Below are 22,171 nucleotides of genomic sequence, written 5' to 3'. Positions count from 1 at the left end.
ACGATCAGTGTTGGCTACCCGGCCACGCGTGGCGAGAGTGAGACGGCCGTCGACGGCGTGAGGTGTCAGCCGTCGCTTTCGAACTCGGAGAAGACCTCCGAGAACGCGCCGTCGTCGTCTTCGCCGAGTACCCACGGCGCGATGCTATACATGTCCTTCTCGTTTGCATACTCGACGAGTTCGCTTGCGGTGTCCGTCGTGATCTCCCCGAGATACGGCGTCACGCCGACCATCGTCCAGAGCTCCGCTCGAGATTGGTCGGGATACACCGTTTCGAGGAAGTCGACCGCCCCCTCGAGCGACGACGTGATCGTTTCGATGTTCTCCGGTGCGCCGTCGAAGTGCATCGTCATCAACTGGACGTAGTCGAGTTCGAGACCACGGTCGGCGGCATCCTCGATGAAGACCTCGCCCGGCGATTCGCCCCAGCTTACCATCCCGTCAGGAGTTGCGGAGACGGTAAAGCCGACGGTGACCTCGGGACGCTCGTCTTTGAGCAACGCGAGCGCCTCGTTGCGAAGCTGGTGGAGGTCGTCAGGTCGGTCTGGGTCCGCGGCGTTCTCGTCGTCGATGTCGAGGTGGGTGACACCGAACGTATCGAGGAGGTCCGCGTAGGCCTCTTTGAGCTGCTCGGGATCGTCTGCGTCGCGGGCAAGCACGGGACTCTGCCAGCCGCCGATCGAGAGGCCGACCTCGATTCCCTCGTCTTGCAGCGTCTGGACCTCGCTGGCGTAGGTGTCGAGCGACTCGCCTTCACAGTTTCGATTGTTGCAGTTGGCGAGCCAGGCAGGCGATATCTCGCCGTCCCGGTACGGATCGCCGATGAACGACATGATGACGCGGTCGGTGTTCCGACCGAGCGTGCCGTCGACGATATCGTACCAGGTGCCCTGATATGGCGTATAGACGCCGGACGGCGTTGGCGCTTCGACCTCGCCTACGTACAGCGTCCGCTGGGTGCTGTCGGTGTCGCCGTCGACGTCGGTGACGACGAGTTCGGCCGTGTATTCGCCCGTGGCGTCGTAGGCGTGTGTAACCTTCTCGCCGGTCGCGGTCGCGTCGTCACCGAACTCCCACTCGTAGCTCTCGAGGTCGCCCTCGGCGTCGGACGCGTCGAACGTGACTTCCGCACCCGGCTCCGGGCTCGAGTCGCTGACGGAAAACGCGGCGGTCGGTCCCGGATCGTACGGCTCGACCTGGTCCCACGGCCCCCATTCGCCGCCCTCACCGGGCTCGTTGCCGCGTGTCCACCAGTTCGCCTCCCAGACGTACCCCTCGTGGACGACGCGGTCGCCGCTCGTGTAGACGGCGTCTGGGTCCCACTCGGGATACTCTCGAGCTGAGACGGTACTGCTCAGTCCGACGCCAACGGTCAGCGCGGACAGTGCCGATGCGTTTCGGAGTAGGTCTCGTCGTGTTCGTTTCATGGTCTTGGATCGTTGAATCGTCGAATTCGGAATCTGCTCACTTTCTCTGTCGTCACAGTGCGATCGATATCACGGACGGTGCCGAACGCGACGCTACCGGTCGACGAGAACGGGCCGAACTCACGGTTCGGACACGTTCTACGATACCGGCACCGACGGGACGGCCGCCTGTGGGGTCAGTTCCCGTAGCGGTTCTTCATGTCGAGCGTGTCGACCAGTTCGGTGTTTCGCTCGATGTCGTCCAACTCCTCGCGGAACTCGACGTGACAGGTCTCGAGCATCACCTCGAGCAGGTCGTCGTATGGCCAGTCGTACTGGCTCGGTCCCGTGACGTTTCCATAGGTCATCGAGAACTGCTGGTTCGGATAGAGCGTCCGGTACAGATACGGGTTGTTGTGCTGGGCCATCCGGACGCCGTAGGCCGACAGCGGCGCGTCGGTTCCCTCGAAGGGACCGGGTTTGGCTGCGTCCGGCAGTGCCACCTCGATGACGTCACGCTGTGGGTGACCCACCGAGAAGTTCTTCCGCTGGGCGTTGTCGTAGGAGAACTGGTCGAGACCAGTGCCGCCTTTCGACGGGCCGACCCACCAGATGACCGCTCCGTCGACCAACAGCGGCACGTCGGTGACGTTCTCGAACACCAGCGCCATGTCGAAGAGCCAGCCCTCCCCGTGGAGTTCCGCCGTCGCCTCCAGAGGCGCGTTCGCGGTGAAGCCCTCGCCGAGCGACTCGCCCGTGAGGGGGTGTTCCTTGTTCGTCGTCGCGTCGATGATCGGATTCTCGGTGTTTGTGTGCTGACTCTGGCTGACGCCACTGCTCCAGTCCGATCGCTCGGACTGCTGGTAGACGTCGTCGAACTGCTCGCCGCTCGGCCAGGCGTCCTGGACGAGCGTTGGCGGATCGTTCGTTGCCGAGACCGGCCCCGCATCGGCCGTCAACCCACCATCCCGTCCGCCGCCGTCGTTGAACGGGATCGGTTCGGTCTCCTCGGCCAGCCCCGCCAACCAGGGCATGAGCCGCGCGGTGGTTTCCCGGGCTACGCCATCGGCGTCGAACCGCTTGACCAACTCGAGGCCGCGGTCACCGAGTGCGCCCAGTTCCATCGAGCCGTCCGCGGCGTTGCTCTCGATCGCCTCGAGATCGGCACCGAACTCGCTTGCGTCCTCGTGTAACTCGGCTTGGAGCAGGCCGGGCACGCCGCCCTCGGTCTCCACCGGGTTGAAGTCGGTGTCGTACGCCGAGAAGAACTCCTCGAGCGTGGTGTCGGCGGTGACGTCGCTCTCGGACTCCTCGGTGACGGTGACGGTCGTCGAATCGGTATCGGTCTCGCCGTCGGTGTCGGTGACAGTCAGTTCGACCGCGTACTCGCCTGTCTCGTCGTAGGAGTGGGTAACGGCCTCACCGCTTGCGTCCGTGCCGTCGCCGAGGTCCCAGGCGTAATCGTCGATGTCGCCGTCCGAGTCGCTCGCGTCGAACTCGATCTCGTCACCGACGTCGATACGGGTCGTACTCGCCGTGATAGTCGCGTTCAGTTCCGGTGGCTCCGGGTCGGGTTCAGGTTCCGGGTCTGGGTCGGGATCGTCCTCGACGGGTTCGATTTCGTCCCATGGGCCCCACTCGCCGCCTTCGCCGGGTTCGCTGCCGCGGGTCCACCAGTTCGCTTCCCAGACGTACCCCTCGTGGATGACGCGGTCGCCGCCCGTGTAGACGGTGTCCGGGTCCCACTCGGGATACTCCTGTGTGGTGGCGCTGGCGCTGCCTCCGAACAGGAGCGCCATCGTTGTCAGTGACGATGCCGTGCCGAGTACGGTGCGTCGGGTTCGTTTCATGTTGTCTGTAGCAGTTTCGTGTCGAAGTCTCGTTCTAGATGTTCTGCAGGATCGTATCCAGCAACGTCTCGTTCCAGTCCTGGGCGAGATCCCAGAACATTACGCCCTGCATGCCACGCTCTTTGGCGAACTCCACTTTCGCCTCGATGGCTGCCTCGTCGTCGTAGCTGATGAAGATTCCCTCGTCCTCGTTGACGAGATACGGGACCTCACCCATCTCGTGGCGGTTGACGTCCCAGGCGTCGTCGTCGCGCAGGTTCTCCTCGATGTCGCCGAAGTCGAACGCGCCGGTCGCGTCCTCTCCGTCCTCGAGGATGTGGTGCCAGGTTCCTTCGGGCAGGCCGCTGTAGTTGCCGCCGAGTTCGGGCGGGCTCTGCCACTCGCTGACCGAGAACCCGCGGCCGTAGAACGGCATCCCGAGGACGAGTTCGTCGTACTCAGCGGGATCGGCGGGCGGATACTCCCACTGGCCGGGCCAGTAGGCCTCTTCGCCGTGGTCGCCGGCCCACAACTCGTCGACGGCGTACTCGACCCAGTACTGCTCGCCGTCGGGGTAGACGTCGCGATCGTTGGTCGGATGCGTGTCGGGCCCGTTCAGCGGCGCGTTCAAGCCGATGGTATCCATCCACTCGCCGGTGAAGTCGTAGGCCATGACGTACACCGAGTCACAGAGTTCCCCGATCTGATCGTGGCGAAGCCCGCCGGCGTTCCAGTCCGAACCACCGTTTGCCACCGACAGGTAGTAGTCGGTGTCGTCTTCGGCAGCCGCCTCGTCGAGTGCCTCGCGAAGGTCCTCGAGCAAGCGGACGTGGTTTTCGTAGTCGTCGTCGTTACCGCACTGACACTGCCCTTGCTCGGGGCCGGGGTGTTCCCAGTCGATGTCGATGCCGTCGAAGTTGTACTCGCGCATCAACTCGACGCAGTTCTGTGCGAACGCTTCGCGGATGTCCGGGTCCGCGGCGACGATGTGGAAGTTCTCGGACAGGGTCCAGCCGCCGACCGACAGGTGGAACCGACAGTCGACATCGTCGGCAAGCTCCGCGAACGCCTCCAGGTTCTCCTCGTGTGACTGCGTGGGAATGTCGAACTCCGTTTCGTCGTCCGAGGGCGGGAAGACGTTCCCGTCCTCGTCGAGATCGATGAAGGCGTACAGCATGTCGGTGATCTTGTCAAACGGGACGTCCTCCGGGTAGTAATCCTGCTCCGCGTTGGATTTCCAGCCCGGGTAGTAGCCGACGACTTTGAACTCGTCGCCTGGCCCCTCGATCTCGTCAGTGACGGTCAGTTCGATCGCGGCGGTATCGGTCTCGCCGTCGGCACCGGTGACGGTCAGTTCGACCGCGTACTCGCCCGTCTCGTCGTAGCTGTGCGTAACGGTCTCGCCCTCGGCCTCGTTACCGTCGCCGAGATTCCATGCGTATTCGTCGATATCGCCGTCCGAGTCGCTCCCGTCGAACTCGACGTCGTCACCGACTTCGACACGAGTCGTACTCGCCGTGATAGTCGCGTTCAGTTCCGGCGGTTCGGGCTCTGGATCGTCCTCGACCGGTTCGATTTCGTCCCAGGGACCCCACTGGCCGCCCTCACCGGGTTCGTCGCCCCGGGTCCACCAGTTCGCCTCCCAGACGTACCCCTCGTAAATCACGCGGTCGCCGCTCGTGTAGACGGCGTCCGGGTCCCACTCGGGATACTCCTGGGCTGCCGTTGCTGCCGCCGAACTCGCGCCGAGTCCGGCAAGCAGGATCGATGCTTTCGATGCGGTGCTCAGTAGATCGCGTCGTGATCGTTTCATCAGTGTCTTGCAGTCGAGTGGTCGTCAGTTCTCGTCCTGTGCGATGCCCGTCCACGGGGTCGGCGTCGCCGCCGATCGTCCGGACGAGATCAGCCGTTCAGGTTGGTCCATAGCGTGTCGATGAGTTCCTCTTCGTAGGTGTCGCCGCCGATGGCCCACAGCATCGTTCCGCCGTAGGGGGAGTCACGGAGCCACTGCATCTTGGCTTCCATCGACTCCTGAGACTCGTAGCTGATCATCTCCCGGCTGTCGGAGTTCCAGGCCCACGCCGCGACCGCGTCCTCGTCGAAGTAGACCTCCCAGTCGTCGCTCTCGAGATCGACCGAGTTGCTCCCGCCGCGACCGTCGCCCTCGAGGTCGAACCACTCGAAGACGCCGCCGAGCTGAGAGCCGGGCTGGCCAGGGGGCGAGGGATAGGAGCCGTCCATGCTGGCGTCGGAACCGTCTCCCTCGAACGCCTGGAAGAGACCGTCGTCCTCGCCAGTGCCGACGGCGTCTTCGGGGGGCTGGACGCCATCCCAGCTTCGGCCGTAGAACGGGACGGCCATGTTGATCTGGTCCGGATCCCAGCCCTGCTGTTCCCAGTACTGGAGCGCGTACTCGGCGTTCCAGCTGTCGGCGTCGTCGAACGGGTCGTCGGGATTCGCCTTCAGCGGCGCGTGATGACGCGTCGTCTCCGACCAGACGCCCGCGTAGTCGAAGGTCATCACCAGGACGAAATCGAGCACCTCCGAGAGCCGCTCGTGCTCGAGGCCGTCGTTGCCGTCCTCGATGCCCTCGACGACTTCGGGGTTTGCCGAGACGGCAGCGGTGAGTTCGTAGGGCTCGTCGCGGCCGACCTCCTGGGCGTGCTCGTCCAGCCGCTCGCGTACCGTCTCACAGAGCAGCGTGAACCGTTCCTGGTCGCCCTCGCGGACGATGTTCCCGTCGCTCGGACAGACGCTGGCGGGTTCGTCGGCGTCCTCGGACGTACAGCCGCCACCGCCGGGGAACTCCCAGTCGATGTCGATGCCGTCCAGGTTGCCCCGTTCGATCCACTCGATGCAGTCCTCGGCGAATTGCTCCCGACTTTCCTGGGTCAGGGCCGCGTCGGAGAAATACCGCGAGTCGCCCCAGCCGCCGATCGAGAGGACGAACTTGGTGTCGTCGCGCTCCTCGGCGAATTCGGCGAAGGTACCGCCCTCGACCCCTTGCCAGTCTTCTTCGCCCCAGAAGGCCTGCTGGCCGTGGGAGTCACCGACCAGGGTAACCGAGCCGTCCGACTCGGGACGGGCAAAGGCGTACTGGACGTGCGTGACCTGATCGTAGGGAATGTCCGCCGGAACGTAGTCACGGTCGTACTGAGCCCACTGACGGTAGTACGCCACTACGCGCTTTTCGTCCGACGACGGGCGTCCCGCCGTAATTCGGATACTGTCAGTGTCGGTTTCCCCGTCAGCACCTTCGACGGTCAGCGTCACGTCGTACTGGCCCTCGTCGAACGAGCGCGTGACGACGTCACCGCTTGCCGTCGTCCCGTCTTCGAACTCCCACTCGTAGGAGTCGATCTCTCCCTCGGAGTCGGACGCGTCGAACTCGATTTCTTCGCCGGGAGCGGGGAACTGATCGCTGACGGTAAACCGGGCGGTCAGTTCGTCTTCGTCTTCGTCTTCGTCTTCGTCGTCGTCGTCGTCGTGCTCTTCGATTTCCTCCCAGGGGCCCCACTCGCCGCCTTCGCCGGGTTCGTTGCCCCGGGTCCACCATTGGGCTTCCCAGACGTAGCCCTCGTAGATGACGCGGTCGCCGCTCGTGTATACCGTCTCCGGGTCCCACTCGGGATACTCGTTGCCCTCCGCAGCGACGGCACCGCTGGCTCCGATTCCAGCAAGCAGCGCGGACAGTTTCGTTGCGTTACTCAGAACGTTTCGTCGTGTTCGTTTCATTGATTGTGACCTCGGTATCGCTTTCGAGTCGCAATCTGCTGCGACCAGTTGATTATATTGTACTCGGATATAAAAAATTATTCTAGCTAAGTGGATAATTTTGAGATTATAAGTAAAATAGTATATCAGATATAGATGTGAATGAGATCACTCGAGGGGGGGAGCGATCCGATACCATCGATGGAAGCGACCGACAGTGATTCCATCGGGTGAGTGCGACCGATCCAGCAGGGATTGCCACGACCGAACGGACATCCTGTCGGTGTCGATGCTGTCGAACGGTCGAAACCGAGACTGGCATCGAATTTGTGTTCTGTGGTACCGCGCACCACTTATCGGAACCGATGACATTCTCAATAATAAATGTTCGGGGCGATCAGAATCCCTCCGAACGGCCGTCGATAGAGCGAATACACGAACGGAGTCGTTCCGTTACAGCGTCCCGAAACCGTGGCAAAGAAGTGGACAGCAGTCCCGACGAGCGACCCGCGACGAGACGCTCCCTATTGGGACGCGCTAGCCAGCATAGTTCACTTCGGCTCCCGAGTGGCTGGCACTACCCTGATCGGGACAGGATTCGTCTAGGCCGTCTCGGCGGGACTCGTGGATTCCGTAGCTGTCGGCGAATCGGCCGCATCGATCGGCTCGTCGCTGTGTTTGATCGCCTCTCCCGTTTCGCGGTCGAACAGGTGCATTTTCGCGGCCGGGACGTGCATATACAGCTGGTCGCCGGGGCTCGCACCCGTTTTCCCGTCGGTCGTCACCGTTACCGACTCGCCGCCGATATCGAGATAGACGTTCGTTACGTCGCCCATCGGTTCGGTCACGGTCACGTCCGCCTCGACGAGACGGCTCGGCTCCCCGTGGGTTTCGGGCGTATCAGTCAACTCGATGTGTTCCGGTCGGATACCGAGCACCAGCTCCGACGAATCGATCTCGGTCGCTACCGACTCCGATAGCGGGAGGGTAAACACGGCGTTTTGCAACTCCTGTTGCTCGAGGTCCGCTTCGACACGCAGGAAGTTCATCGGCGGGGACCCGAGGAAGCCGGCGACGAACTGGTTTGCCGGGCGATGGTAACACTCCAGTGGCGTCCCGACCTGCTGGAGTTGCCCGTCGTCGAGCACGACGATCCGATCGCCCATCGTCATCGCCTCCGTCTGATCGTGCGTGACGTACACCGTCGTCACGTCCAGTTCGCTCTGTAGCTGCTGGAGTTCCGTGCGCATCTGTGCGCGCAGTTTGGCGTCGAGATTCGACAGCGGCTCGTCCATCAGGAAGACTTCCGGATCACGAACGATCGCCCGCCCGAGCGCGACGCGTTGTTGCTGTCCACCCGATAGCGCCTTCGGTTTGTCCTCGAGCAACTCCTCGATACTCAGCATCTCCGCGGTCGCTTGGACGCGTTCGTCGATCTCCTCGCTCGAGAGCTCCGTCGACATCTTGAGCCCGAACGCCATGTTCTCCCGGGCGGTCATATGCGGGTACAGCGCGTAGTTCTGGAACACCATCGCGATGTCGCGTTCTTTCGGCTTTTGATCCGTGACGTCTTCGTCGCCGAACCGAATCGATCCCTCGGTGACCGTCTCGAGGCCACCTACGCATCGAAGCGTCGTCGATTTCCCACAGCCGGATGGGCCGACGAAGACGACGAACTCTCCGTCGTCGATGGTGAGGTCCAAACCGTCGACAGCGACGATCGATCCGCCGGCGGAGTCGTACTCCTTCGTCAAGCTATCTATGTTGACACGACTCATATGCCCACACCTGGTTCGCCCGGGTATTTATAACTATCTGACCGGATACCGACTGTGCCGGCCCGGAGCCAGGTCGAACGCGACCTGTAGCTGGTGTGGGCTCCCGTGTCGTCGTCGGTATCGCGTCGACTGTGGGTGCTGATCCTGAGCGGTGACGAGTCGTGGGTCGCTCGGAAGTGATACGGTGTCACCGGAATCGATACGCCGGGTTACAGCGGCCCATTCGACTCCGATCAAACCGCTGGGGGACCGAAACCGAAGCCGAACGTTCCCAGGGTTACTGCTTGACGCTTCCCTCGGTTAGCCCCTCGACGATCGGCTTCTGAAAGATGACAAACAGCAGTAGGATGGGGGCCGTTGCGACGGTCGAGGCTGCCATCATCTCCCCCCAGTACGCCGTCGTCTGGGTCTCGAAGCTCTGGATGCCGATCGCGAACGGCGTCACGTCGCCACTCGCGAGGATCGACGCGAACAGCACCTCGTTAAACGCGACGAGAAAGACGAACATCCCGGTTGCGGCGATACCCGGCGCAGCCATCGGAAGGATAACCCTCACGAGCGCCTGGAGTCGCGAACAGCCGTCGACCCGGGCCGCTTCCTCGACCGAATCCGGGATCGTGTCGAAAAACCCTCTGAGCATCCAGATCGCTACGGGAACAGTGAACGTGGTGTAGACGAAGATGATTCCGTGGTAGGTGTCGATCATCGGTATTTCCAGCGTGGTCTGGACCCACAGAAACAGCAGATACATCGGGAGCAGAATAAGGATACCCGGAATCATTTGCGTCGCGAGCAACGCACCACCGACCGCTCCTTTCCCGGGAAACCCGTACTTCGAGAAGGCATACCCTCCCAGACAGCCGACGACGAGCGCGAACGCGGTCGTCGTGGTCGCGATAATGAGACTGTTGATGAAGTAATCCAACACGGGGAATCGGCCCCACATCGTGATGTAGTTCTCGTAGTGGAGTATCTCCAACAGAAGTGCCGGGTCCCGAACGATCGCTGGAATCTCTTCGAGAGCGAACGGCAACAGCTGTGGATCGGCGGCGGTGATCTCGGTTCGTGTGCGGAAACTCGTCAGTACCATCCAGTAGATGGGAAACAGTGCAAACAACAACAGACAGCCCAGTACCGCCCGCGAGAGCAAATCGAACAACCCGTCCTTGGCGGCCGGCGTGAGCCGCAGTTCCTCGGGAATCATCGGTCACCCTCCGCGAAGTCGTCGTCGAAGAGGTATTTGTAGTAGATCATCGCCATCGTCATCGCGATGAGAAAGAGCACGACGCTCATCGCGGCTCCGCGGCCGAACTGGTAGTTCGAGAAGGCGAATTCGTAGATGTAGAGAATGCCGACCTGTCCGGCCTGGGGAGGCTGTGCCCCCAGCAAGACGAACGGTGCGGTGAAGTTGATCATCGTCCACAACATCACCAGTAACACGACGACCGCAGAGACCGGCTTGAGCTGTGGGAAGGTGATATAGCGGAACTTCTCCCACCGACCGGCACCGTCGATAGACGCGGCTTCGTACAACTGATCGGGGATTCCCTGAAGCCCGGCATAGAGCATGATCATCACCAGCGGGAACTGCGTCCAGGAGTGTGTAAGAACGAGCGTCCAGATCGTGTTGTCACCGATCAACCAGTAAATCGGCTCGTTGATGAGCCCGATCGAGAGCAGCACGTGGTTGATAATGCCGCTCTGTTGTTGGAACATCATCCGCCAGATAAGCAGCGTGACGACGACCGGCGCGACCCACGGCAGCAACAGCAACGTCCTGGCGACGAACCGCCCCGTAAACTTCTGGTTGAGGATCAGGGCCGCCGTCAGCCCGAGCACGTACGTCACGACGAGCGACCCGACGGCGAAGATAACCGTCTGGCGGATCGCGAACCAGAACCGGCCGCCGACGACGGTACGCGGATCGAGCACGTAGCTGTAGTTCTCCACTCCGACGAACGGTGCCCGATACCACTCCTGGACGTAACTCGAGTCGACGCCCATGAAACTGATCAGCGTCCCCCAGACGATCGGAAGCAGATGAATCAGACACATCATCGCCAGCGCCGGGGCGAGAAGCTTGTACGCAAAGCGCTGTTCCTCCGACAGCCGACTGTAAAACGGGAGCGCGTCCCCGAGTTGTACGTCGGCCAGCCGCTCTCGAAATTGTTTGGTCGTATGTGGCATGGTTCGTATCTGTTTTGAATTGAATTAATATTTTTGCTCCCGAAACTACAATGCGTACGCCGTCACAGGTCGTCGGGAAGCATGCGTCGCCTACAGCGTTTGCCGTGCGACGTCGGCAGCGTCCTCGAGTGCATCCTCGATGTCACCGTCCTCGAGGTCGCCCGTCACGGCGTTCTGGATGACGCCGGCGACGGCGCTGTTGAGTTCGCCCTCGATCTCACCCCAGCCGAGCACCTGCGGATACGTCCGTGCGACCGGGAATACCTCGTCGTTGAACGACTCGTACAGCTCGTGGTCGAAGTACTCGGTGTCGAACCCATCGGGGTTCGTCGGCAGGAATCCGACCGTACTCGAGATTTCGGCGTTCGGTTCTGCCCGCAACAGGTAGTCGATCCACTGTGCAGCAGCCTCGGGTTCGTCGGTCCACGGATGGATACCGAGTAACTCCATGCCGAAGAACGTTCCACCGTCACCGTCCGGTCCGACCGGCGGCGCGGAAATCGAGAGGTCGTCCAGCGAGTGGCCGTCCTCGTCCTCGTATGCACTGACCGTCCCGAGGGCGTCGACCGTACTGGCCATCTGTCGGCCCGCGAAGGCACCGTTGATGTCGGCTGCGCCCCACTCTACCGTTTCCGACGACAGCACGTCGTACTCGGTGTAGAGGTCGGCATAGAACTGGAGTGCTCGGACTCCCTCCTCGTTGTGAAACGCTGGCTCGGTATTGTCGTCGGTAAGCAGTTGTCCGCCGCTTTGCCAGAGGAACATCGCGAAGTTCCGCATCGGCTCGAAGTCTGCACCCATGAGCGCGAACAGATCGGTGTCACCGTCGTAGGCCTGGCCCTGGTCGACGAGAGCGTCCCAGTCGTCGGGATGGCCGTCGACCCCGCCGGTTTCGATTTCTTCGTCGATCTGCTGCCACGCGCGTGGCCCCCAGAACCAGGGAATGCCGACGAGTGAGTCCTGAAACGTTGCGACATCCATCGCACCGTCTTCGAACATCTCAGTATTGGGAATGTGATCGACCACCTCGTCGGACTCGAGGTCCATCCACCCGCCTGCATCGGCCTGTTCGGGTATCCAGGTTGATGCGATCTCTTGTACGTCCGGTCCGGTCTGACTCGTAATGTCGGTCAGCAGCCGTTCTTGGGCTTCTCCCCAGCCGATAGTTTCGTACTCGACCCGGATTCCCGTCTCCTCTTCGAAAATCTCCGTATGCTTCTCGAAGTAATCTTCGAGGCCCGGTGCGTCCATGTACCGGGTTTCGATCGTCGTCCCGTCGCCGGACCCGCCGCCGAGACAGCCGGCGAGGCTAAACGTCGTTACCGTCCCTGTCGTTGCCAGCACTGATCGCCTGGTATGGCTTCTCATGGCTAACTCTCGCTCCAATGTTGTGACACATCCCACATAATCTTTTCTAAAGCTGGAGAGAAACAGGAGAGACGTACCCCGAGAAGAACGCGTGAACAGCCGAAGGTAGTAGCGAAACCGCGGATTCTGGGTCGGCACCGACGGTAGGGGAGAATATATAGCCGATTATTACGAACAGTCTGCTATGAAAATCACCGATTACGAACTGTTCGAACTGCCACCCCGCTGGCTCTTCCTCAAGATCGAGACCGACGCCGGCGTCGTGGGCTGGGGGGAGCCGATCGTGGAAGGTCGGGCTCGAACGGTTCGCGCCGCCGTCGAAGAGGTGATGAACAGCTATCTCGTCGGGAAGGACCCACACGATATCGAGGATCACTGGCAAGCGATGTACCGGGGCTGTTTCTACAGAGGTGGCCCCGTGCTCATGAGCGCGATCGCCGGCATCGATCAAGCGCTCTGGGACATCAAAGGAAAGAGTTTCGACGTACCCGTCTACGAACTGCTGGGGGGACAGACCCGGGATCGAATTCGGGTCTACCAGTGGATCGGTGGCGACCGCGTCACCGAGATCGGAACGGAAGCGAAACAGTTGTCGGAGGCTGGATACACCGCACTGAAGATGGATGCGTCGAATCAGATGCGCCACCTCGAGCCACCCGAAGCGGTCGACGCGGTCGTCGAACGCGTCCGTCACGTTCGTGACGTGGTCGGAACGGGAATGGACATCGTCGTGGATTTCCGGGGACGAATCTCGAAGTCCCTCGCCAAACGCGTCATCGCGGCCCTCGAGGAGTTCGACTTGCTGTTCGTCGAAGAACCCGTCCTGCCCGAAAACCTCGAGTATCTCCCGACGCTCGCCGAACGAACCAACGTCGCGATGGCGACGGGCGAACGGCTCTACTCCCGGTGGGATTTCAAACCGCTGTTCGAGCGAGGTGGCGTCGACGTGATTCAGCCGGACGTCTCTCACGCGGGTGGCATCTCCGAACTCGTTCGCATCGCCGCGATGGCAGAGACCCACGACGTCGCCGTTGCCCCGAACTGTCCGCTCGGCCCGATCGCGCTCGCTGCGTCGCTACAGGTGAGTACGTATATCCCGAATCTCCTCGTCCAGGACCACGGGTTCGATATCTATCCGGCTCCGAAAAGTGCGGCCGACCACTACCTCCACGATTCGTCAGTGTTCGAGTTCGCCGACGGATACGTGACCCCGCTCGACGATCCCGGCCTCGGGATCGAAATCGACGAGTCGGCGGTTCGCGAGCGCTCCCAGCAGGACCTCGAGTGGTCGAACCCGATCTGGCGACACGACGACGGCAGTATCGCCGAGTGGTAACTCACCTCGAAGACGGTCCAGCTCCGTCCCGTTCTCGCCGTTCGTGGTCGCCTCCGGGGTAACGGTGTAGTAAGAGTCCCCTGGTAACTAACCCCGTGTTCTGATGAGGAAACCGGCGACCGACAGGACCGAACACACGGACCACTGTTTCCGTGTCCGAACTGAGTGTCGGCCCACGAGACCGGACCGTCGCACTGATGATTCCGGACCCACACCGGTAGTGTTTCGCTGACCGAAACAAACCGGGTGAAATCACCGCGGTTGATACGTTTCGTCGACAGATTGAATTACAACCGTACTTTTGTAATTTTCCGGCGTAGATCGACGGTGTTTCGTCTGGCGAAACAGTTGGGGGCGACGGATCGGCCCCAGCGAATCGAACGGAGCGTTGCTGCTCCGACGACCGTCGGTCGACGCTCAGCCAAGGTACTCGTCAGCCTGTTCGTGTAACGGAACGAACCCCTCGGCGCTGTCGACACCCGTCCGCTTCCCGAGCGTCGCGTCCTCCGCGGCGACGCCTTCAACGAGGTTGTCGAACTCCGCGTCGATTCCGCCGTGGTTCTCGAGGAACTCGACCTGTGACTCGTGGTGATCGATAGCCGCTGCCTTCCGGTCTTCGTACCCGGAGATGTCGACGAACACCGTCGGATCGAACGACGATGTCGGCTTGCCGAAGAAGTAGACGTTGTCTGGATCGGACGGTTCGTGGTCGGTCTCGACCAGCGGGAGCGACGCCATGTAGTAGGCGTCGGTCACGAGACGCGACGTGACTCGATGGTCGGGGTGCATGTCCTCCCTGTAGTGAGTGAGGACGAGATCCGGGTCGTGTTTCCGGATCGTCTCGACGATTTCGAGACGGTTCTCGAGCGAGTACTCGATGCGCCCGTCCTCGAAGCCGAGGAACGTCACGTCGTCCGCGCCGAGTTCCTCGCCAGAGCCGCGGGCTTCCGCCGCTCTCGTCTCGGCGATCGCGGCTTCCGTCTCGTCGAACCCCCCATACTCCCCTTTCGTCATGTGAGCGATCGTGACCGTGTCCCCACGGTCCGCATGCTTTGCTAGCGTTCCTCCACAGAAGATATCCGCATCGTCGGGATGTGCGACGATTGCTAACAACTCCATTGCAACCGCGACAACGAAGTGAACGTATTTCAGGATACCGGACGACCCCGGTCGTTCGGAGAGCGGTCATACGGACCGCTGTCCGTCAGTTCCGGCGGACCGCAGGACGGCTCGCGGTCGCGCCGGTACATGGTAGCAGTCCGTATCACTCGAGTGCGGACGTCAGCATCCGGCTCGCACTGAGTAACAGCCCCGGAATGTTCTCTTCGAACCGTTTCCCGGAGAGTTCGTCTGCCTGGCCGGAAACGTAGACGGCAGCGACGATGTCCTCGGTTTGTACACTGACAGCGACGCTGTTGACGTTCTGGAACTGCTCCTGTCGATCGAGCGAGAACCCACGTTCGCGTACGCGCTCGAGTTCCGACAGGAGTTCCTCCCGGTCGGTGATCGTGTGTTCGGTCAGCGCCGGGCAGGTCTCGAGGATGGAGTCGACCCGGTGCTCGGGGAGCTCCGCGAGAATGGCCTTCCCGGCGGCACTACAGTGGAGGTGACGTGTGTTGTACGCGGGAAAGGTGCCGCTGTAGTACTGATCGGCACAGTAGACATCGACCGCGGCCCCCTCCCGCTCGACGACCAGGCCGGCCACTTCGTTGGCCATCTCCGCCAGTTCGTCGACCGGATCGCGAACGGTTCGGATCAGCTCGTTGTTCCACTCGAGTCGGCGAGCGCAGTCGAGCAATCGAACCGACGGTCGATACTGCGTTCCGACCGGTTCGGCGTATCCGAGGGAGACGAGGGTTCGCACGTGTTTGTACGCTGTACTTTTGGTCATATTCGTCCGAGACGCGATTTCCGTAACGCCGACCGGATGCGGCGTATCGACGAGGACGTGCAGGACGGCGAACGATCGTACGGTCGCTTCGATCGTCCCTTCCGTTGTCTGCTCACTCATGTCACGACATTCAGGAGGGCCCGATATCAGTGTTTCTCCGTCCGAAACACCGCTGGAACCAAAATTTTTTATTCACGATACACGGTATGGGATCTATGGACACGGTTGGGAAAGCCGACATTTACGAGGAGCTCAGCGTTCCCGCTGTCATCAACGCGGCCGGGACGAAAACGCGAATCGGCGGCAGCCGAATCCGCAGTGAAGCGAGAGACGCGATGCAACGTGCCGGCGATTCGTTCGTCCGCATTTCGGACCTCCAGGCGAAAGCCAGCGACCGGATCGCCGAGGCTACGGGCGCGGAAGCGGGGTACGTAACCAGCGGTGCAGCCGCCGGTCTCCTTCTCAGCGCCGCCGCTGCACTCGCCGGCCGCGACGTCCACCGGATGGATCGGCTCCCCGAGACGACCGGCTTCGCCGACGAGATCGTCATGCCCCGGACACACCGAACCGGCTACGACCACGCGTTCCGGGCAGCCGGCGCGACCATCGTCGACGTCGGTACCAACGACAAACACCTCGGCACGGGGTCGACCGCGGTCGAACCCTGGGAGATCGAGCGTGCGATCTCCGACGATACCGCCGCGATCGGCTACGTCCAGAAATCCTACACGGAGCCTCCCCTCGAGGTCGTCACGTCGATCGCTCACGATCACGACGTCCCCGTCATCGTCGACGCTGCGGCGGAGCTGCCGCCGACGGCGAACCTCTCGCGGTTCGTCGACGAGGGCGCGGACCTCGTCGTTTTCAGCGGTGGTAAGGCGATCCGCGGCCCCCAGACGACCGGCATCGTCGCTGGACGACGGGACCTCGTCGAATCCATCGCGTTACAGCACCTCGATATGCACGCCGCCGCATCCGTCTGGGACCCTCCCGAACCGCTCATCGACGGCGATCGACTCGATTGCGTTCCCCGCCAGGGAATCGGTCGCCCGATGAAAGTCGGGAAAGAGGAGCTCGTCGGTCTCATCGTCGCTCTCGACTCGTTTCTCGACGAGGACCACGCGGCGAACGCTCGAGCGTGGCGACAGGAGGCCGACCGAATCGCGGATCACCTCGCGGAGATCGACGGATTCCGCACGCACGTGACCGACGGAACTGACGTGTCGGTCGCACCGGAAGTCGTCGTCCACGTCGATCCGGGCGAAACCGGCCTCTCGGCGACGGAGTTAGTTCGGGCACTTCACGACGACCGGCCGCGCGTGTTCGTCGGGACGGATCGGCTCGACGACGGAATAGTCACGATCAACCCGATGTGTCTCGACGACGACGAAACGGCGTACGTCGTCACGCGAATAACCGACCACGTCGACGCCGCTAGCTGAAACCAATGCGAACGAAGAGACAAACGGTCCCCTCGATTGGCCCGTTCCGGCGAGCTGTCGGCAGAGTGTTGAACCGAAAACTACATTCCCAATGGCAGAGGTTGTCTACCCGGCTATGAAAGAGGTATCTACAGCCGACGCACCGCCGAGTATCGGGCCGTTTTCGCAAGGAGTCGTCGACGACGGCAGGGTGTACGTCTCCGGGCAGGGACCGATCGATCCAGAAACCGGCGACATCATCGAGGGTGACATCGAAGCGGAGACCCATCGCACGATGAAAAACCTCGGAGCCGTCCTTGAGGCCGCGGGCAGTTCGCTGGACGATGTCGTCAAAGCGACCGTCTTCGTCCAGGATATGGACGACTACGACGCGATCAACGACGTGTACCGGAGCTACCTCAGCGAGCCGTATCCGGCACGAAGCGCCGTACAGGTCGAGGAGCTGCCGGTCGATATCGGGGTCGAAATCGAAGTCGTCGCACGGGTCGACCAATGAACGCAATCGCCATCAAAGCAGGACGGAGTTCGCCGGAAGTCATCGACGTCGACGTGCCCGACCCGGACGACGGGGAAGCCCTGGTCCGCACGCTCCGCGTCGGCATCGACGGCACCGACTTCGAGGTGCTCGAGGGGAACCACGGCGGGTTCCCGGACGGTGAAGACTACCAGATACTCGGTCACGAGGCCGTCGGTGTCGTCGACGACCCGAACGGCACCGATCTCGAGGAGGGACAGCTCGTCGTGCCGACGGTTCGTCGCCCACCGGACGGCTCTAACGACTACTTCGAACGCGGCGAGCCGGACATGGCACCACCCGATGCGTGCCTCGAGCGAGGGATCGACGGGGCCCACGGGTTCATGTCGGAGTATTTCACCAGTCCTGCCGAGTATCTGATCCCGGTTCCGACGGCGTTCGCCGAAACCGGCGTCCTCGTCGAGCCGATGAGCAACACGGCAAAGGCGCTCGAACACGCGTTTGCCTCCCGGTCGATGTTCGACTGGGAGCCAGACACGGTGCTGGTACTCGGCAACGGACCGCTCGGCCTGCTGACGCTTGCGATGCTCGATTCGACGGTCGACCGATCGTACTGTCTCGGCCGCCGGGATCGACCCGACCCGACGATCGACGTTATCGAGGAACTGGACGCTACGTACGTCGACTCGAGAGAGACACCCGTTTCGGAGTTTGCCGGCGTCCACGAACCGGCTGATCTGGTCTTCGAAGCGACCGGGTACGCGAAACACGCTTACGAGACCGTCGACGCGCTCGCACCGAACGGCGTCGGCGTTCTGCTTGGCCTGCCGGGTGACTGGACGTTCGACATCGACGGCGGACGGCTCCACCGCGAACTCGTCCTCGAGAACAAGGCGCTGCTCGGCAGCGTCAACTCACACGTTCGTCACTTCGAGTCAGCAACGGAGTCGCTCGAGCGACTTCCGGACTGGTTTCTCGAGCGGATCATCACCGACACGTACGCGCCGTCGGAAGTCGACGACGCGTTCACCGACGACGACGATCGAATCAAAACCGTCGTCGAGTTCGATACACTGTGATAGTCCAGTGCGCGTGAGACAGTGGTGGGTTCCAGAAGCCCGCCAGGGACAGCTCGAGCCGTCGGGTGTATCAGAATTGTGATTGTATTTTCGAATGATGTGTTTATATACATAATAGAGGTTCGGTGAGAGCACAGACATATTGACTAGGAGTGGGAAAGAAAGCGAGGCCTATACTCGGTCATCGGGAATAGTCGAGAGTTCCCTGACGACCTCCGTCGACGAGAACTCCGGTAACTTCAACGACGTATTTTATGGCTGTTGGCGACCTAGAAACCGGTTTTAGAACATAACGTACTGAAACGCCCTTACAGTCGATTTCGGATCGGCCAAGAGACGGCCAGCATTATTCCTCGTCGATACGCACTGGCCTTCCACTCCCTTTCCCCGGTCGGCGATGTCGATCGAGTTCCGTTCCAGTCTCCCATCCACAGTATGCAGTTGAGGTCGTGTCAGCATACGCTCTGTTTTCCCTGAAATCAGAAATATATCATAATACGCATCTATATTTCTATCTGATGTTTCGGTAGAACGCGCGGAAGAGTTGTCTACATAGGTAGCAGGCAGAGTGTCCCGGGCCACCGCGCCCGCGGTACTTCACTAGCTCACGGGTCCCCTCACAGAACTCTCGAGTCAGTTCGGTCTGCCAATACGTTCCGGGAGTTCGCGTACGTGGGGCTGGTCCGGGCCACTGACTCCGTTCGATCGAAGCAGCAGTCACTGAACTCCCTGTCCCCCCGATCACACGCGACGGTCCGGTTACTCACTGGGTGGGCATAACGCGGAAATCGACGGGAAGAGACGTTTTGAAGGCGACGACAGCAACGAAGCCGCGGCTACCGTAGCACTTCGCTCGTGTCGGGAAGAGGGCGACTGCGGGCCACCGCTGTGGTGACGAGTAGCGACGAGTCCGACTCGGGAGTACCGCTACGTCGTCCGCAGGTTGTCCGTGCTCGGCTCGTAGACCTCGCCTTTCTGTTTGAGCTTGTCGATCTCGTGTTCGGCCTTGGACTGATCCATGCCGATCTCTTCGGCCCGGTCCAGGACGATATCGACTGGCGCGCCCTCGTCGTACTCCTCTTCGACGTCGCTGATGAGCTGTTTGATGTTCTTGATCCGGTCGCGCTGGGACTTCGAGGTTCCGGCCTCGACGATGTCCGCGTCGAACTCGCCAGTTTCGGGGTCGACACCGATGTCCTGCAGACAGGACCGGACGATCTCGACCGATCGTTCCGCATCACGCTGTTCGACCGTATCCGAGAGCCGAACGCGGGCGCTGGCTTCCGCCAGCCTGACCAGCGCCTCGAGTTTTCGCGCGGTGACGGGTACGGCTGCGTCCTCGTCGGTGCCACGCGCCCGCAAGTCGACGTAGAAATCCCGGATCGTCTCCTGGGCTTCGTCGGTCATCCGCGGGTGGCAGTTTTGCTTCGCGAAGGCGATATACTTCCGCAGGAGTTCGGCGTCGATCTCCGGATCGACCTGCTCGGTCATCTCCTCGATCTCGGCTTGCTCGACCTCGAGAGAGGTCATCTGTTCCTGTTGGGTCGTCAACTCGCCTGCGTAGTTGGTCGTGAGGATGTGTTCGGCGAGGTTCTTGTCTTTCTCTTCGTCGGGCTGGTCGGTGACGGTGAAGATGAGGTCGAACCGCGAGATCAGGGCCGGCTCGAGGTCGATCTGTTCGCCGATGGGTTCGTACTGATCGAAGCGGCCGTACTTGGGGTTTGCCGCGCCGAGAAGAGAGCACCGAGATTTAAGAGTTGCATTAATGCCCGCTTTGCTCACAGATATTTTTTGTTGTTCGAGGGCCTCGTGCATGGCGCTCCGGTCTTCCGGCCTCATTTTATCGAGTTCGTCAACTGCTGCGATTCCCTGGTCGGCAAGCACGAGCGCGCCGGCCTCGAGGGTCCACTGCTGGCCGTCGCCGAAGTCGTCGCGAACCGCAGCTGCGGTGTTGTGCGTCACGATCCCGTTTCCGACGAAGTTGTGGGTCTCGGGAACCGTGAGGTCGAACACTTCTTTCGTTCCGGTGTCGGCGACGGCGACGACCTCATCCCATCTGAGGTCCGCGTCGATCACTTCGGCGAGGGTCCGCGTTACCGGGCCGAGATCGACGTCTTCGAGCATCCGATCCACCCGGCCCCGACTCCGATTGTCGCCCCTCCGGATGTTATTGTGGTATTCGCCGGCGACGCCCCCGTCGGCGGCGACCAGCGCGTCGCCGACCGGCATCGTTTCGTCCTGCCGGCGCTCGTCCGCGACGATTCGTTCGAGCGCACGACGTTTTTCTGTGACCTCGAATCCGATCGCGTCGGCGTACCTGTCGACGTCCGCCCCGTATATCTCGACGTAGTACTGGACGTGCTTCGATTCGACCGTCCCACCGTCGGCTAGTTCGTAGGTCCCGCGTCGGTCCCGTTCCCGGGTCCGGGAGCGGACACCGTACGACTCCAGCATAAGCTGTATCTGGGTCGCGAGACGTTCGCTGATGGTCGAGATGAGGACGCTCGAGCCGCCGTCGTCTCGCTCGGACACCGACCCGTCCGCGTCCATCAGCCCGCGGAGGAACGCGTCGGCGTGGTCCGCGGTCGTCAGTTCGGGCGCGAGGTCGTGTTTCGGCGTCTCCATGCCGGCGTTCGCGAACAGTCTGGCGATCGTCGCGCTATTGACGCGGATGCAGGGGACCCGATCCTCCTGGCGTTCGATCTCCGGCCGCTTGTCGAACTTCTCGGCGAATATGTCCGCAGCACGCTCGAGGAGCGGTTCGTCTCCGTTCGAGAGACGGACCATTCCGCGATTGCCGCCCCGCGGGTCGAGTGAGATGTCACCGTCCCCGAACACCAGCCCAAGGAGATACATCAGGTCCGAATCGAACTGGTCGGGGATCGTGATGGAGTCTCCGTGTCGAATCATCAGTCGCTCGAACTCGATGTCCTGACGGGTCGCATCGATCGCGTCGAGCATCCGATCTAGCTTCGCGAGCGGAACGTGGTGGTTCTTGAGGTGAAGGTAGATGAAGTCCTCCGAGAGATCGAGTTCGGCGGCGGCGTCGCGGAGCGTCCCGAACTCGTCGGTTAGCGACTCACGAAGGAACCGTACGGAGTCGTCCTCCAGTTTGATCTTCTCCGTGCTGAGTTCCAGGAAGTCGCGAACCGACGGCTCCAGCCGGTCGAGGTCATCGTACCTGGGAACGGCGACGTGATCTCCCGGCTCCACGTCGGAGATTTCGGTCCATTCGAGGCCCGCCTCGCCACAGGTCAGAACGGGCGTGTTGACCGACGCCTCGAGTTCCTTCCCGTGCCGTGTCTCGATTTGCCGACATGGCTTTTCGGGCATTCGCCAGACGTGCGAGGAAATAGCGTCGGTCATCTCTCCTGCGACTCGATCGAACGTCTGGACGCCGACATCCCGCTCGACTGCAGTCTCGGTCGAAACCGGTTCGGGGAGGTCCTCCGACACGATGTCCTCGATCCGCCGGAACCCGCGGTCGGTGTGGATCACCGTGTCTCCGGTGACACAGAGCCCGGCCGAACTGCTGCCTTTGCCGGAGGTGTAGACGGAGCGTGGGGCGATATTCTGGATGTAGCCCAGCATCTGGGAGTTGTGCGAGATGACCCCATTCGAGACGTAGCTGTGTGTGCCCGCGACCTCGAGGTCGTACACCCAGTC

The 22,171-nt window shown here is 61.9% G+C and carries 15 protein-coding genes; 4 read left to right on the top strand and 11 right to left on the bottom strand.

Annotation, left to right across the window (positions count from 1 at the left end; genetic code table 11):
* Positions 1–65 precede the first annotated feature (65 nt).
* The 8 genes from C446_RS00985 to C446_RS00950 form a co-directional block, all read right to left on the bottom strand.
* The gene (locus C446_RS00985) at positions 66–1,427 is read right to left on the bottom strand and encodes a PKD domain-containing protein (RefSeq protein ID WP_006671176.1); all 1,362 of its coding nucleotides are present in this window, start codon (positions 1,425–1,427) and stop codon (positions 66–68) included.
* A 176-nt stretch (positions 1,428–1,603) separates the two neighbouring features.
* Entirely contained in the window at positions 1,604–3,256 is a 1,653-nt protein-coding gene (locus C446_RS00980; RefSeq protein WP_006671175.1) for a PKD domain-containing protein, read from the bottom strand.
* A 34-nt stretch (positions 3,257–3,290) separates the two neighbouring features.
* On the bottom strand, positions 3,291–5,048 hold the full coding sequence (locus tag C446_RS00975) for a glycosyl hydrolase family 18 protein (protein ID WP_006671174.1): 1,758 nt from the start codon (positions 5,046–5,048) through the stop codon (positions 3,291–3,293).
* An 89-nt stretch (positions 5,049–5,137) separates the two neighbouring features.
* Positions 5,138–6,970 (bottom strand): glycosyl hydrolase family 18 protein, encoded by a 1,833-nt coding sequence (locus C446_RS00970; protein WP_006671173.1) that lies wholly within the window; start codon positions 6,968–6,970, stop codon positions 5,138–5,140.
* 581 nt (positions 6,971–7,551) lie between these two features.
* Positions 7,552–8,727, bottom strand: coding sequence for an ABC transporter ATP-binding protein (locus C446_RS00965; RefSeq protein WP_049919958.1), 1,176 nt, complete (start codon positions 8,725–8,727; stop codon positions 7,552–7,554).
* Between the two features lie 277 nt (positions 8,728–9,004).
* Entirely contained in the window at positions 9,005–9,931 is a 927-nt protein-coding gene (locus C446_RS00960) for a carbohydrate ABC transporter permease (RefSeq protein WP_006671171.1), read from the bottom strand.
* Positions 9,928–10,914, bottom strand: a complete 987-nt coding sequence (locus C446_RS00955; RefSeq protein WP_006671170.1) for a carbohydrate ABC transporter permease — start codon at positions 10,912–10,914, stop codon at positions 9,928–9,930. Before C446_RS00955 ends, C446_RS00960 begins: the two co-directional genes overlap by 4 nt.
* 90 nt (positions 10,915–11,004) lie before the next feature.
* Complete coding sequence (locus C446_RS00950; RefSeq protein ID WP_006671169.1) at positions 11,005–12,258, bottom strand: extracellular solute-binding protein; 1,254 nt, start codon at positions 12,256–12,258, stop codon at positions 11,005–11,007.
* A gap of 208 nt (positions 12,259–12,466) precedes the next feature.
* On the opposite strand from C446_RS00950, the gene dgoD reads away from it, so the two are divergent.
* Positions 12,467–13,618: a galactonate dehydratase gene (gene dgoD / locus C446_RS00945; RefSeq protein ID WP_006671168.1), complete on the top strand. Its 1,152-nt coding sequence runs from the start codon at positions 12,467–12,469 to the stop codon at positions 13,616–13,618.
* Between the two features lie 417 nt (positions 13,619–14,035).
* Here dgoD and C446_RS00940 read toward each other — a convergent pair whose 3' ends face one another.
* Complete coding sequence (locus C446_RS00940) at positions 14,036–14,737, bottom strand: PIG-L deacetylase family protein (RefSeq protein ID WP_006671167.1); 702 nt, start codon at positions 14,735–14,737, stop codon at positions 14,036–14,038.
* A 145-nt stretch (positions 14,738–14,882) separates the two neighbouring features.
* Positions 14,883–15,629 carry an IclR family transcriptional regulator gene (locus tag C446_RS00935; RefSeq protein ID WP_006671166.1) on the bottom strand — a complete coding sequence of 249 codons (747 nt, stop codon included), beginning with the start codon at positions 15,627–15,629 and terminating at the stop codon, positions 14,883–14,885.
* Between the two features lie 95 nt (positions 15,630–15,724).
* Between C446_RS00935 and C446_RS00930 the strand changes: the two genes are divergently transcribed.
* The 3 genes from C446_RS00930 (at position 15,725) to C446_RS00920 (ending at position 18,505) form a co-directional block, all read left to right on the top strand.
* Positions 15,725–16,951, top strand: coding sequence for an aminotransferase class V-fold PLP-dependent enzyme (locus C446_RS00930; protein ID WP_006671165.1), 1,227 nt, complete (start codon positions 15,725–15,727; stop codon positions 16,949–16,951).
* Between the two features lie 115 nt (positions 16,952–17,066).
* Positions 17,067–17,447, top strand: coding sequence for a RidA family protein (locus C446_RS00925; protein ID WP_006671164.1), 381 nt, complete (start codon positions 17,067–17,069; stop codon positions 17,445–17,447).
* Entirely contained in the window at positions 17,444–18,505 is a 1,062-nt protein-coding gene (locus tag C446_RS00920; RefSeq protein ID WP_006671163.1) for a glucose 1-dehydrogenase, read from the top strand. The genes C446_RS00925 and C446_RS00920 overlap by 4 nt, the downstream gene beginning before the upstream one ends.
* A 927-nt stretch (positions 18,506–19,432) precedes the next feature.
* Here C446_RS00920 and C446_RS19735 read toward each other — a convergent pair.
* The coding region (locus tag C446_RS19735) for an LAGLIDADG family homing endonuclease (protein ID WP_006671162.1) at positions 19,433–22,171 on the bottom strand (2,739 nt) is incomplete at its 5' end.

It is taken from the genome of Halobiforma nitratireducens JCM 10879 (assembly GCF_000337895.1).
Taxonomy (GTDB): domain Archaea; phylum Halobacteriota; class Halobacteria; order Halobacteriales; family Natrialbaceae; genus Natronobacterium; species Natronobacterium nitratireducens.
The sequence above is the reverse complement of the archived record's forward strand: the minus strand, read 5'-3'. Positions and strand labels throughout refer to the sequence as shown.

Bases quoted from the DNA above. Each gene is read 5' to 3' on its own strand.
- C446_RS00985 (WP_006671176.1), bottom strand. From the start codon at position 1,427: ATGAAACGAACACGACGAGACCTACTCCGAAACGCATCGGCACTGTCC.
- C446_RS00980 (WP_006671175.1), bottom strand. From the start codon at position 3,256: ATGAAACGAACCCGACGCACCGTACTCGGCACGGCATCGTCACTGACA.
- C446_RS00975 (WP_006671174.1), bottom strand. From the start codon at position 5,048: ATGAAACGATCACGACGCGATCTACTGAGCACCGCATCGAAAGCATCG.
- C446_RS00970 (WP_006671173.1), bottom strand. From the start codon at position 6,970: ATGAAACGAACACGACGAAACGTTCTGAGTAACGCAACGAAACTGTCC.
- C446_RS00965 (WP_049919958.1), bottom strand. From the start codon at position 8,727: ATGAGTCGTGTCAACATAGATAGCTTGACGAAGGAGTACGACTCCGCC.
- C446_RS00960 (WP_006671171.1), bottom strand. From the start codon at position 9,931: ATGATTCCCGAGGAACTGCGGCTCACGCCGGCCGCCAAGGACGGGTTG.
- C446_RS00955 (WP_006671170.1), bottom strand. From the start codon at position 10,914: ATGCCACATACGACCAAACAATTTCGAGAGCGGCTGGCCGACGTACAA.
- dgoD (WP_006671168.1), top strand. From the start codon at position 12,467: ATGAAAATCACCGATTACGAACTGTTCGAACTGCCACCCCGCTGGCTC.
- C446_RS00940 (WP_006671167.1), bottom strand. From the start codon at position 14,737: ATGGAGTTGTTAGCAATCGTCGCACATCCCGACGATGCGGATATCTTC.
- C446_RS00935 (WP_006671166.1), bottom strand. From the start codon at position 15,629: ATGAGTGAGCAGACAACGGAAGGGACGATCGAAGCGACCGTACGATCG.
- C446_RS00930 (WP_006671165.1), top strand. From the start codon at position 15,725: ATGGACACGGTTGGGAAAGCCGACATTTACGAGGAGCTCAGCGTTCCC.
- C446_RS00925 (WP_006671164.1), top strand. From the start codon at position 17,067: ATGAAAGAGGTATCTACAGCCGACGCACCGCCGAGTATCGGGCCGTTT.
- C446_RS00920 (WP_006671163.1), top strand. From the start codon at position 17,444: ATGAACGCAATCGCCATCAAAGCAGGACGGAGTTCGCCGGAAGTCATC.